General features: G+C 66.7%; 8 protein-coding genes. 4 read left to right on the top strand and 4 right to left on the bottom strand.

What is annotated here, in order from left to right:
• Positions 1-80: 80 nt before the first annotated feature.
• From AWC06_RS22685 to treZ, 4 genes are read left to right on the top strand one after another with little or no spacing between them, the layout of a single operon-like run.
• Positions 81-2,228: an acyltransferase family protein gene (locus AWC06_RS22685; RefSeq protein WP_085200260.1), complete on the top strand. Its 2,148-nt coding sequence runs from the start codon at positions 81-83 to the stop codon at positions 2,226-2,228.
• Between the two features lie 42 nt (positions 2,229-2,270).
• Positions 2,271-4,439 carry a glycogen debranching protein GlgX gene (gene glgX / locus AWC06_RS22680; protein WP_085200259.1) on the top strand — a complete coding sequence of 723 codons (2,169 nt, stop codon included), beginning with the start codon at positions 2,271-2,273 and terminating at the stop codon, positions 4,437-4,439.
• A 3-nt stretch (positions 4,440-4,442) separates the two neighbouring features.
• Positions 4,443-6,740 carry a malto-oligosyltrehalose synthase gene (gene treY / locus AWC06_RS22675; protein WP_085200258.1) on the top strand — a complete coding sequence of 766 codons (2,298 nt, stop codon included), beginning with the start codon at positions 4,443-4,445 and terminating at the stop codon, positions 6,738-6,740.
• Positions 6,733-8,487 (top strand): malto-oligosyltrehalose trehalohydrolase, encoded by a 1,755-nt coding sequence (treZ, locus tag AWC06_RS22670; protein WP_085200297.1) that lies wholly within the window; start codon positions 6,733-6,735, stop codon positions 8,485-8,487. The genes treY and treZ overlap by 8 nt, the downstream gene beginning before the upstream one ends.
• Here treZ and AWC06_RS22665 read toward each other — a convergent pair.
• The 4 genes from AWC06_RS22665 to fadD11 are packed head-to-tail and all read right to left on the bottom strand — an operon-like array spanning position 8,439 to position 12,960.
• Complete coding sequence (locus tag AWC06_RS22665) at positions 8,439-9,353, bottom strand: phosphatase PAP2 family protein (RefSeq protein ID WP_211282018.1); 915 nt, start codon at positions 9,351-9,353, stop codon at positions 8,439-8,441. The two genes, treZ and AWC06_RS22665, sit on opposite strands and share 49 nt — an antisense overlap.
• Before the next feature lie 14 nt (positions 9,354-9,367).
• A complete protein-coding gene (gene ilvA, locus AWC06_RS22660; RefSeq protein WP_085200257.1) occupies positions 9,368-10,648 on the bottom strand; it encodes a threonine ammonia-lyase in 1,281 nt (426 codons plus the stop codon).
• A 27-nt stretch (positions 10,649-10,675) separates the two neighbouring features.
• Positions 10,676-11,113, bottom strand: a complete 438-nt coding sequence (locus AWC06_RS22655; protein WP_085200256.1) for a nitroreductase family deazaflavin-dependent oxidoreductase — start codon at positions 11,111-11,113, stop codon at positions 10,676-10,678.
• Positions 11,114-11,133: 20 nt separating this feature from the next.
• Positions 11,134-12,960, bottom strand: a complete 1,827-nt coding sequence (gene fadD11 / locus AWC06_RS22650; protein ID WP_085200255.1) for a fatty acid--CoA ligase FadD11 — start codon at positions 12,958-12,960, stop codon at positions 11,134-11,136.
• Positions 12,961-13,075 lie beyond the last annotated feature (115 nt).

Below are 13,075 nucleotides of genomic sequence, written 5' to 3'. Positions count from 1 at the left end.
GGGCGAGGGTGAGCGCTGTTAAAGACGGGACACGCGCGCCCCGGCCGCGGACGGCGGGTTAGGTAAATTGTCTGTCGATCATGAAGACCCTTTCCCCCACTCCTCCAACAGCGGCCGGCATGGGAAACCGGAAGACAGGTTTCTACCGTCACGATCTCGACGGCCTGCGCGGCATCGCCATCGCGTTGGTGGCGATCTTCCATGTCTGGTTCGGCCGGGTCTCCGGCGGCGTCGACGTGTTCTTGGCGCTGTCCGGCTTCTTCTTCGGCGGCAAGCTGCTCCGCGCCGCGCTCAACCCAGGGTCGTCGCTGTCGCCGCTGCCCGAAGTGATCCGACTGGTCCGGAGGCTGCTGCCGGCTCTGGTGGTGGTGCTGGCCGGATGCGCGGTGCTGACGATCCTGATCCAGCCCGAGACCCGGTGGGAGACATTCGCCGACCAGAGCCTGGCCAGCCTGGGCTACTACCAGAACTGGGAGCTGGCCGGCACAGTAGCGGACTATCTGCGGGCAGGTGAAGCGGTCAGCCCGCTACAGCACATCTGGTCGATGTCGGTGCAGGGCCAGTTCTACATCGCCTTCCTGGCAATGGTTTTCGGGATGGCGTATTTGTTGCGCGACCGGCTGGGCCCGCGACTGCGCACCGCGTTCGTGGTGCTGCTCGGCGCACTGACCGCGGCGTCGTTCGGGTACGCGATCTTTGCGCATGCGGCCAACCAGGCCACCGCCTACTACAACAGCTTTGCGCGAGGCTGGGAGTTGCTGCTAGGTGCGCTCGTCGGAGCGTTGGTGCCCTACATCCGCTGGCCGATGTGGGTGCGCACGGTGATCGCCACCGCCGCGCTGGCCGCGGTGCTGTCCTGCGGGGCGCTGATCGACGGCGTCAAGCAATTCCCGGGCCCGTGGACGCTGGTCCCGGTGGGGGCAACCGTGCTGTTCATCCTGGCCGGGGCTAACCGGCACGCACATCCCAGCACCAGCGGCCGGCTGCCGTGGCCGAACCGGATGCTGGCGGCCGGACCGCTGGTGACGCTGGGGGCGATGGCGTATTCGCTCTATCTGTGGCACTGGCCGCTGCTGATCTTCTGGCTCGCCTATACCGGCCACCGGCGGGCCAACTTCGTCGAGGGCACGGCGGTGCTGTTGATATCCGGTGTGCTGGCCTATCTGACGATGCGGTACATCGAGGATCCGCTGCGCTACCGGGCGCCGGCCGACGCGGTCCGCACCTCGGTCCCGGCCGTGCCCTGGCGGGTGCGGCTGCGCCGCCCGACGATCGCGCTGGGATCGGTGGTGGCGCTGCTGGGCGTGACGCTGACCGCGACGGCGTTCACCTGGCGCGAGCATGTCACCGTGCAGCGGGCCAGCGGCAAGGAGCTGAGCGCGCTCAACTCCCACGACTATCCCGGCGCCCGGGCCCTGGTCAAACGCGTGCGGGTGCCCAAGCTGCGGACCCGGCCGACGGTGCTGGAAGCTCAACAGGATTACCCGCCGTCCACCCGCGACGGCTGCATCAGCGACTTTTCCAACACCGCGCTGATCACGTGTGTCTACGGCGACAAGACCGCCACCCGCACCATCGCCCTGGCGGGCGGTTCGCACGCCGAACACTGGCTGACCGCGCTGGACCTGCTCGGCCGGACGCACCACTTCAGGGTGGTGACCTACCTCAAGATGGGCTGCGCGCTGTCCACCGAGGAAATCCCGCTGGTGATGGGCAACAATGCGCCCTACCCGCAATGCCACGAGTGGGTGCAAAAAGCGATGGCCAAGGTGGTGGCCGATCATCCCGACTACGTGTTCACCACGTCGACGCGGCCATGGAACATCAAACCCGGCGACGTGATGCCGGGAACCTATATCGGAATCTGGCAGACGTTCTCCGACAACAACATTCCGATCCTCGCCATGCGAGACACCCCGTGGCTGGTCAAAAACGGCCAACCCTTCAATCCGTCCGACTGCCTGGCCAAGGGCGGCACCGCGGTGTCGTGCGGCATCAATCGCGCCGACGTGCTGGCCGAGCACAACCCCACTCTCGATTTCGTCGGGCAGTTCCCGCTGCTGAAACCGCTGGACATGAGCGACGCGGTGTGCCGCCCGGACGTCTGCCGCGCGGTCGAGGGAAACGTGTTGGTATATCACGATGCTCATCACCTGTCCGCCACCTACGTGCGAACCCTGACCAATGAGCTAGGTCGACAGATGGCTGCGGCCACCGGCTGGTGGTGATCCTCGAAGCGGCACCCGCCGGACGCCGATAAGGTCGAAGCTATGCCGCCGATACAACCGACCGAGACGTCGCCCGCGCTGAGCACCGTGTGGCCGGGCAGCAGCTATCCGCTGGGCGCCACCTACGACGGCGGCGGGACGAACTTCGCGCTGTTCTCCGAGATCGCCGAGAAGGTGGAACTGTGCCTGATCGACGACAACGGCGAGGAGACCCGGGTGGCCCTCGACGAGGTCGACGGCTACGTGTGGCATGCCTACCTGCCGACCGTCAGCCCCGGGCAGCGCTACGGCTTTCGGGTGCACGGGCCCTTCGACCCTGCGGCCGGGCATCGATGCGACCCGAGCAAGCTGCTCCTCGACCCGTACGGCAAGGCGTTTGACGGCGAGTTCAAGTTCGGCCAGGCGCTCTTCTCCTATGACATGGCCGCCGCGGCCAAGGATGCCGCCGAGACCGGCACGCCGCCGATGGTCGACTCGCTCGGGCACACCATGACCAGCGTGGTGATCAACCCGTACTTCGACTGGGCGACCGACCGGTCGCCTCGCACGCCCTACCACGAGACGATCATCTACGAGGCCCACGTCAAGGGCATGACGCAGACCCATCCCGGCATCCCCGAAGAGCTGCGCGGCACCTACGCCGGGCTGGCTCACCCGGCGATCATCGACCACCTCAAGTCGCTGAACGTCACCGCGATCGAACTGATGCCGGTACACCAGTTCATGCACGACAACCGGCTGCTTGAGATGGGCTTACGAAACTACTGGGGTTACAACACCTTCGGGTTCTTCGCCCCGCACAACGAGTACGCGGCCAACCGGCAGGCCGGCGCCGCGGTGGCCGAATTCAAGACGATGGTCCGTACCTTCCACGAAGCGGACATCGAGGTGATCTTGGACGTCGTCTACAACCACACCGCCGAAGGAAACCATCTCGGTCCGACGATCAACTTCCGCGGCATCGACAACACCGCCTACTACCGGCTCGAAGACGACGACCTGAGGTTCTACAAGGATTTCACCGGCACCGGCAACAGCCTCAACGCCCGCCACCCGCACACGCTGCAGCTGATCATGGATTCGCTGCGGTATTGGGTGACCGAAATGCACGTCGACGGGTTTCGCTTCGACCTCGCCTCGACGCTGGCCCGCGAGTTCTACGACGTCGACCGGCTCTCGGCGTTCTTCGATCTGGTGCAGCAGGATCCGGTGGTCAGTCAGGTCAAGCTGATCGCCGAGCCGTGGGACGTCGGCGAAGGCGGCTACCAGGTCGGCAACTTCCCAGGTTTGTGGACCGAGTGGAACGGGAAGTATCGCGACACCGTGCGTGACTATTGGCGGGGCGAGCCCGCAACCCTGGGCGAGTTCGCCTCCCGGCTGACCGGATCGTCGGACCTCTACGAGGCGACCGGTCGGCGGCCCAGCGCAAGCATCAACTTCGTCGTCGCCCACGACGGCTTCACGCTGCATGATCTGGTGTCCTACAACGAAAAACACAACGAGGCCAACGGGGAAGACAACCGCGACGGGGAAAGCTACAACAGGTCGTGGAACTGCGGCGTCGAAGGCCCCACCGACGACCCCGACGTCCTGGCACTGCGCGCGCGCCAGATGCGCAACATCATGGCCACGTTGATGCTCTCGCAGGGCACACCGATGATCGCGCACGGCGACGAGATGGGCCGCACCCAACAGGGCAACAACAACGTCTACTGCCAGGACTCCGAATTGTCCTGGATGGATTGGTCACTGGCCGACAAGAATGCCGATCTACTGGCCTTCACCCGCAAGGTCACCGGCCTGCGCACCGAGCACGCGGTGTTTCGGCGCCGTCGGTTCTTCGCGGGTCAGCCAATCCGCCGCGGCGATGAGGTCCGTGACATCGCCTGGCTCACGCCGGCCGGCCAGGAAATGACACCCGAAGACTGGGACAGCGACTTCGGCAAAAGCATCGCGGTGTTCCTCAACGGCGACGCACTGCCCGAACCCGACCGCCGCGGCGAGCGGGTGGTCGACGATTCGTTTCTGCTGTGCTTCAACGCCCACGACCATGTGGTGGACTTCGTCATCCCCCACGACGACTACGCGCAGGAGTGGACCGCAGAGCTGGACACCACCGATCCCACCGGCGCGGTCAAGCTGGTGGTGACCGACGGCGACGAGATCTCGTTACCCGGACGCGCGCTGCTGGTCTTCCGTAAGACCCTGTGACGCATGGCTTTTCCGGTACTGTCGACCTACCGGTTGCAGCTGCGGGGCGCATCGAGCGGCTTCGCGTTCACCTTCGCCGACGCTGAGAACCTGCTGGACTATCTCGACGAGCTCGGGGTATCGCATCTGTACCTGTCGCCGATCATGACAGCCGTGGTCGGGTCGGCACACGGCTATGACGTCACCGACCCGACCACGGTTTCCGCCGAGCTGGGTGGGGCCGACGGTTTGGCGCGGCTGTCGGCAGCGGCGCACGCACGCGGCATGAGTTTGATCGTGGACATCGTCCCCAACCACATGGGCATCGACAAGCCGGAGCAGAACCCGTGGTGGTGGGATGTGCTGCGGCACGGTCGATCATCGAGATACGCCTCGTACTTCGATATCGACTGGGAGCTCGGCGACGGCCGAATCATCTTGCCGATGTTGGGTTCTGACGACGACGCCGCCGACCTGACTGTGGACGGCGACCGGCTGCGGCTCGGCGACCTGCAGTTTCCGATCGCCCCGGGTACCGGCGGGGGCAGCGGTCAGCAGGTGCATGACCGCCAGCACTACCGGTTGGTGGGCTGGCGCAGCGGGATCTGCGGCTATCGCCGGTTCTTCTCGATCACGTCTCTGGCCGCACTGCGCCAGGAAGACCGCGCGGTGTTCGAGGCGTGGCACGCCGAGGTGGCCCGTTGGTTCCGCGAGGGAGTGGTCGACGGGGTGCGCATCGACCACCCCGACGGGTTGTCCAACCCGAGTGGTTATCTGACCTGGCTGCGGGAGCTGCTCGGGCCGGACGCCTGGATCGTGGTCGAGAAGATCCTGGCCGCCGACGAGGCGTTGGAGCCGACGCTGCCGGTAGCCGGCACCACCGGGTATGACGTATTGCGGGAGATCGGCGGTGTTTTCGTCGACCCGGCCGGTGCGCAGGCCTTGACCGCGTTGGTCGAGTCCGCCGGCGTCGACTACCGGGCCATGCCGGAGCTGGTGCGTGAACTGAAAGCTGTCGCGGCCACCGACACCTTGGCCAGCGAGCTGGCCAGGCTGCGCCGGTGCATCGTGGCGGCGACCGGTGCGGACCACCCGCTGCTACCCCGGGCGGTGGCGGCACTGCTCGGCCACGTCGACGTGTATCGCAGCGATTACCCCGGCCTGGCCGCGGCGCTGTCCACCGCGCTGGCTGAAACCGAATCCGCCGCACCGGAATTAGGTCCGCCGCTGCAGCTGATCGCCGCCGCCATCGGTGACGCGACCGAAGCCGCGGTGCGGTTGCAGCAGCTATCCGGTGCGGTGACCGCCAAGGCCATCGAGGACTGCCTGTTCTACCGCGACGCCCGACTGGTGTCGCTGAACGAGGTCGGCGGCGACCCGCAGCGATTCGGCGTGGGCGCCGCGGAGTTCCACCACAGCGCGGCGGCCCGGTCCCGGCGCTGGCCGCAGAGCATGGCGACGCTCTCCACCCATGACACCAAACGCGGCGAGGACGTCCGCGCGCGCATCGGCGTGCTCTCACAGGTGCCGTCGCTGTGGACCGAGTTCGTCGCCCGTTGGGAAACCACCGCCCCCTCCCCCGACCCGGCGACCGGATTGTTTCTGTGGCAGAACATCTTCGGGATATGGCCGACCGACGGCGAAGTGACCGATGAGCTGCGCGCCCGCCTGCATGCCTACGCTGAGAAGGCGATCCGGGAAGCGGCCTCGCACACCTCCTGGCATGACCCCGACACCGACTTCGAGGAGGCGGTGCATGCCTGGCTCGACGGTGTGCTGGACGGGCCGGCGGCCCGCGAGCTGACCAGCCTGGTGGCCCAGCTCAATTCGCACGCCGAGAACGACGCACTGGGCCAGAAGCTGCTCGCATTGACCGTCCCCGGCATCCCGGACATCTATCAGGGCACCGAGCTGTGGAACGACAGCCTGGTCGACCCGGACAACCGACGGCCGGTCGACTACACCGCGCTTAAGCAGCACTTGAAGTCGTTGCGCCACCCCAAGATCCGGGTAGTCGCGGCGGCGCTGCGGCTCCGACGTGCGCACCCGGACACCTTTCTGCACGGCGGTTACCGTCCGGTACTCGCCGCCGGGGACGCTGCCGACCATGTGGTGGCGTTCCTGCGCGGCGACGACATCGTGGTCGCGGTCACCCGCTGGACGGTGCACCTGACCGACAGCGGCTGGAGCGACACCACGTTGCCGCTGCCCGCCGGCGCGTGGACCGACGCGTTGACCGGGACGGTGCACAGCGGAAAGACCGCCGCCGCAGACTTGTTCGCCCAGCTGCCCGTCGTGTTGCTGGAACGTGCCGATGCCTGAATTCGCGGTGTGGGCGCCGAAGCCAAAACTGGTGCGCCTCGACGTCGACGGCGCGGTGTACCCGATGACGCCCTACAGCGACGGGTGGTGGCGTCTTACCGTCGACACCGCGCCCGACGCCCGCTACGGCTACCTGCTCGACGACGATCCCACCGTGCTGCCGGACCCGCGCTCGGCACGTCAGCCCGACGGCGTGCACGAGCGCTCCCAACTGTGGGACCCGCCAGACGCTTCAGGGGCGGCGGTTTGGACCGACGCGGACTGGACCGGCCGGTCGGTCGAAGGCGCGGTGATCTACGAGCTGCATCTCGGAACGTTCACGCCGGGCGGCACTTTCGACTCGGCCATCGAAAAGCTCGACAACCTGGTGGATCTCGGGGTCGACTTCGTGGAGCTGATGCCGGTCAACGCGTTTTCGGGCACGCACGGCTGGGGATACGACGGCGTGCTGTGGTACGCGGTGCACGAGCCCTACGGCGGCCCCGACGGGCTGGTGAGCTTCGTCGACGCCTGCCATCGCCGGGGTCTCGGGGTGTTGATCGACGCGGTGTTCAACCACCTCGGGCCGTCGGGCAACTACCTGCCACGGTTTGGCCCGTACCTGTCGTCGGCGAGCAATCCCTGGGGCGAGGGCATCAACATCGCCGACGCCGAGTCCGACGAGGTGCGCCGCTACATCATCGACTGTGCGCTGCGCTGGATGCGCGACTTTCATGCCGATGGGCTGCGGCTCGACGCCGTGCACGCGCTGGTCGACACCACGGCGATTCACATCCTGGAAGAGTTGGCTGCCGAAACGGACGCGCTGGCAGAGCAACTCGGCCGGCGCCTGTCGCTGGTTGCCGAAAGCGACCTCAACGACCCGCGGCTGATCACCCCGCGCAGCGACTGCGGATACGGGCTGACCGCCCAGTGGGATGACGACATCCATCACGCCATCCACGCCGCGGTGTCCGGCGAGCGCCAGGGCTACTATGCCGACTTTGGGTCGCTCGCGACATTGGCAACGACGTTGCGCAACGGCTTCTTTCACGCGGGAACCTATTCGTCGTTTCGGCGTCGGCGCCATGGCCGCCCGCTGGACGCCTCGAGGATTCCGGCGACCCGGCTGCTGGCCTACACCTGCACGCATGACCAGGTCGGCAACCGCGCGGTCGGAGACCGCCCGTCGCAGAACCTGAGCTATGGCCAGCTCGCGGTCAAGGCCGCCCTGGTATTCGGGTCCCCTTACACGGCAATGCTTTTCATGGGCGAAGAGTGGGGTGCGTCCAGGCCGTTTCAGTTTTTCAGCTCGCATCCCGAGCCGGAGCTTGCCCGGGCCACCGCCGAGGGCCGCAAGCAGGAGTTCGCCGAGCACGGATGGGACGCCGACGACATTCCCGACCCGCAGGACCCGCAGACCTTTTACCGCTCCAAGCTGGATTGGGACGAGGCCGACGCCGGCGAGCACGCGCGGCTGCGCCGCGCCTACCAGGACCTGATCGCATTGCGGCGCAACGAACCTGATCTTGCCGATCCGTGGCTGGACCATCTGGCGATCGACTATGACGAAGACCGGGGCTGGATCGTGATGCGCCGCGGCCGGCTTACCGTCGCCTGCAATCTGGGCACCGAGCCGGTGACCCTGCCAGTGCACGGCGAGGTGGTGCTCGCCTGGGGTGAGCCGATGCTCGCCGCCGACAGCATTGTGCTGGAAGGTTATTCGTTTGCCGTGGTGCGCACCCGATCACGCCGCCGGGTCACCTGAAGCCACCACGATCCGACCACCATGACAGCGCCGGCCCAGGTCGCGCCCAGCAACCAGCCGGCGAGCACGTCGCTGACGTAATGCACCCCCAGATAGACGCGCGAGAACCCCATTACCGCGGCCACGCCGATCGCCACGGTCCACACCACCACCCGCCCGGTCCACCAACGGATCAGCCAACGGGTCAGCATCCACGCCGTCAGGCACACCCCCACGGCGATGCCGGCGGCGTGGCCGGAGGGGAAGGAAAATCCCTTCGCATTGATCACCGCGAAAGGTATGGGTGGACGGTCGCGGACCACCAGGGCCTTGGCCGTGAAGAGAACCAGCGTCATCCCGAAGCCACCGACCAAGCCGAACACCACGGGTGCCCACGATCGAGACCGCCGCGCGGCGGCGGCGATGGTCAGGACGGCCACTGCAGCCAGCACGGTGACACCTGGTGGCCCACAGACCACTCGAATTGTCGTGGTCAACCACAAGTCACGGTGAGTTGCCAGCCACCGGGTGGCCGGCTGGTCGATTCCGGCGACGCCGTCACCTTCGAGCACGTCCTCGAGCACCTCGGTAAAGCCGACCGCCAGCGCGACGACCACAGACAAGCCGACGAGCAGGGCGAGACCCGCAACTTTGGACGGCGACAACCGGCCAACCAGTGGCCATTCCCTGGTTTCGATCTGCTCACGCGCCCATGTCTCTACCCAGCGGACCACGGCAACCTCGCGCACCCGCGCCCAGAGCCGGAATGCCACATACCCTTGCCAAGCGAGCCAGACTGCCACCACGGCCAGCAGCACCAGAAACATCACCAGGCCGACGCTGACCAGGCCGAATCCCGGCGTGCCGGATCCGTACTCTGTCATGATCGAAAATCCAACGGCTACAGCAAATAGCGGTAGGCCGGCGAGCCCGGCTCGAGGGCTTCGAAGTGAATCCCGGTGGCTCGCATCCGGTCCAACAGACCGTCCAGATTGGCGGCCGAGCCCAGCTCGATGCCGACCAGGGCCTCACCGGTTTCCCGGTTGTTGCGTTTGACGTATTCGAACAGGGTGATGTCGTCCTGGGACCCGAGGACCGAGTCGAGGAACCGCCGCAACGCACCGGGCTCCTGCGGGAAGTCGACCAGGAAATAGTGCTTGAGCCCGAGGTGCACCAGCGAGCGCTCCAGCACTTCGCCATAGCGCGAGACGTCGTTGTTGCCGCCGGACACCAGGCAGACCACGGTGGACCCCGGCTCGACGTCGGCCTCCAGCACGCCCGCGACCGCCAAGGCTCCGGCCGGCTCGGCGATGATCCCCTCGTGTTGATACAGGTCGAGCATCGCGGTGCACACCGCGCCTTCGTCGACCGTGGTGATCGAGACCATGTCGCCGGCTGCGGCCAGCGCAGCGTAGGTCAGCGTTCCCGCCCGGTTCACCGCCGCACCGTCGACGAATTGGTCGACATGTTCCAGGGTCACCGGCCCGCCGGCCGACAGCGCAGCCATCATCGCCGCCGCCCCGGCCGGTTCGACGCCCAGCACGGAGGTGTTGACGGTCCGCTCGGCCAGGTAGGTGGTGATTCCGGCGATGCACCCGCCGCCACCGACGGGGACCACCACCAGATCCGGCTCGTCGTCGAGCTGGTCGAGCAGTTCGACAGCGATGGTGCCCTGTCCGGCGATGGTCCGCGGATCGTCGAACGGCGGCACCAGCGTGGCGCCGGTACGCGCCACGTCATCGAGGGCGGCTTGAGCCGCCAGATCGTAGGTCGACCCGCCCACTATCAGGTCGATGAATTCACCGCCGTGGTAGCGGATGCGGTCACGCTTCTGCTTGGGCGTCTTGGCCGGCACGTAGACGCGCCCGCGAATCCCCAGCACCCGGCAGGCGTAGGCGAAGCCCTGCGCGTGGTTGCCGGCAGACGAGCACACCACGCCGGCGGCGATCTCCTCATCGGAGAGCTGCACCAGCAGGTTGTAGGCGCCGCGCAGCTTGTAGGAGCGCACCGTCTGTAGATCTTCGCGCTTGAGATAGACCGTGGCACCGGTCGCCGCGGACAACCGGTCACACGGCTGCAGCGGTGTCGGGGCGACCACCCCGGCGATTCGCTTCGCCGCCGCGTCGATGTCGGCCGCGCACTGCGGCCCGAAACCTTCGCTTTGGCTCAGTTCAGCGGACACCGGTCAATGGTGCCATTAGCAGCGAGTTCAGCGCACAGGGGTCAGCACAAACACCGGAATCTGCCGGTCGGTCTTGGTCTGGTACTCGGCGTAGTCCGGCCAGACCTCGACGGCACGTTCCCACCAGATCGCCTTCTCGTCGCCGAAGACCTCGCGGGCCTCGTAGTCACCGGTGACAGTCCCGTCCTGCAGCTCGACGCGCGGGTTCTTCTTGATGTTGTGGTACCAGACCGGGTGCTTCGGTGCGCCGCCCAGCGACGCCACGATCGCGTACTCGCCGTCGTGCTCGACCCGCATCAGCGGGGTCTTGCGAAGCTTTCCGGTCTTGGCGCCGACGGTGGTCAGCAGGATGACCGGCTTTCCCTGTAATTCGGTGCCCTCGTTTCCACCGGAGGCCATGTACTTCTCCGCCTGCTCACGAGACCAGTCCAGCGCGCCAGGCGCGTATTCCCCTGAAAGTGGCATGCGCCCACCTTATGACCCGGTCACGCCGGCTGCGCGGTCGGTGTGCTCATCGGCTCGTGGACGTCCGGGCCCGGCTCGCTCGCGTAGAGCTCTTCGATCTCGGCGGCGTACTTCTCGGCGATCGGTCGGCGCTTGAGCTTCATCGTCAACGTCACCTCGTCACCGCCGGGCTCCCACAGCGTGGGCAGCACCCGGAAGCGCTTGATCTGCTCCACCCGGGACAGTTTCTTGTTGCCCTCGGCCACGCCGGCGGCGATGCGCGCGATCACCTCCGGATCGGCGGCCAGCGCCGCGGGAGAGGCGTCGGCCAGTCCGTGCCTGGCCGCATAGGGCCCGACCGAGTCGGCGTCGAAGACCATCAGCGCGGTGTTGTAGGGTCGCCCGTCGCCGATCGTGACCATCGCGCCCACCATGGGACAGGCGGCCAGGATTGCGTTCTCGATGTTGGCCGGCGACATGTTCTTGCCGGCCGCGTTGATGATCAACTCCTTCTTCCGGTCGACCACCCGCAAATAGCCGTCTGAGTCGATCTCGAGGATGTCGCCGGTGTGCAGCCACCCGTCGGCGTCGATCGCCTCGGCGGTCTTCTCCGGCTCCTTGCGGTAGCCCTTCATCACCAGCGGCCCGCGCACCAAAAACTCGCCGTCGTCCGCGATCTTGCATTCCAGCCCCGGCAACAACTTGCCGACGGTCCCGAGCCGCGCATCGCGGGGATGGCTCAGCGTGGCGATGCAACTCAGTTCGGACATACCCCAAAGTTCGGCGATCGGGATGCCGATTCCTAGGAAGAATGCCAGTGTCTCCTTCGGGATCGGGGCCGCACCCGAGACCGCCCACCGCAGCTCACCGAAGCCGAGCCGCTCTCGCAGCTTCGACAACACCAGCTCATCGGCTTTGGCCCACTCGGCCGCTACCTCATCCGACTCCGGTTCACCGGCGACCAGCGCGGCGGCGCGCTTGGCGGCGACCGACATGCCCCACTGCAATGCTTGGCGCTTGGTCTCGTCGCGTTCATGCGTGACAGCGAATTCGATTGCAGCCTTGAGCTTTTCCCATACCCGGGGCACCGCGCCCCAAATGGTGGGCCGTGTATCGGGCAGCGCCGCCGCGATGTTGCGCCCGTCGGAAACCACCGTAACCTGGGTTCCGAACACTTCCTGGGTGTAGAGACCGGTCATCCGGTCGGCGATGTGCGCCGAAGGCAGGAACGACGTGATCCGGTCGCCGAACTCGATTCCCAGCACCGCCTCGACGGTGAACGCTTCGAACAACAGATTCTTGTGCGTCGTCTCCACACCCTTGGGCTTGCCGGTGGTGCCGGAGGTGTAGATGAGGGTCGCGACGTCGTCGGGTTGCACTGCCCGCCAGGTCGATTCGAAATCGAAGTCATCACTACCGGCGGCATAGAGTTCGTCGAGCGTGAGCGTGCCGTCGGGTGATCCGTCGACGCAGACAAGGTGCTCGATGGCCGCGCCGCTGGCGCGGATCCGGTCGACGTATTGTTCCTCGCAGATCACGACCTTGGTGCCTGCGTTGCCGAGCAGATACGTGATTTCCTCGGCCGGCAGCGTGTTGTATAGCGAGAACGACGTGGCGCCGACATGTTGCGCGCCGGTGTCCAGCGGGTAGAACTCGATCCGGTTGGCCATCATCAGCGAAACCGTGTCGCCGCGGCGAACCCCGAGTCCGGCCAGGCCGGCCGCCACTCGACGCACTTGTGCGCCGTAATCCCGCCAGCTGAGTGTCTGTGTGTCGCCGGGGGTGCGAAGCGCAACAGAGTCCGGCTGGATCGCTGCCGTGCGCTGAAATGCCTCACACAGGGTGGTCGGCCGCTCGGACGTGATCATCTCGGTCCTCCTGGTGTTCGTGCGGGCGCAGCACTCCAACACCCACGAGCCTATGTCGTAGCCACGGTGACCTGAAACCTGCTGCGACCGTATGGCGCTGATCGCGGACCAGCTA

Origin of the sequence: Mycobacterium fragae (assembly GCF_002102185.1) — a bacterium.
Taxonomy (GTDB): domain Bacteria; phylum Actinomycetota; class Actinomycetes; order Mycobacteriales; family Mycobacteriaceae; genus Mycobacterium; species Mycobacterium fragae.
This window is presented reverse-complemented; position numbering and strand designations above follow the sequence as displayed.

Coding starts and splice junctions, on each gene's coding strand:
- AWC06_RS22685 (WP_085200260.1), top strand. CDS start 81: ATGAAGACCCTTTCCCCCACTCCTCCAACAGCGGCCGGCATGGGAAAC.
- glgX (WP_085200259.1), top strand. CDS start 2,271: ATGCCGCCGATACAACCGACCGAGACGTCGCCCGCGCTGAGCACCGTG.
- treY (WP_085200258.1), top strand. CDS start 4,443: ATGGCTTTTCCGGTACTGTCGACCTACCGGTTGCAGCTGCGGGGCGCA.
- treZ (WP_085200297.1), top strand. CDS start 6,733: ATGCCTGAATTCGCGGTGTGGGCGCCGAAGCCAAAACTGGTGCGCCTC.
- AWC06_RS22655 (WP_085200256.1), bottom strand. CDS start 11,113: ATGCCACTTTCAGGGGAATACGCGCCTGGCGCGCTGGACTGGTCTCGT.
- fadD11 (WP_085200255.1), bottom strand. CDS start 12,960: ATGATCACGTCCGAGCGGCCGACCACCCTGTGTGAGGCATTTCAGCGC.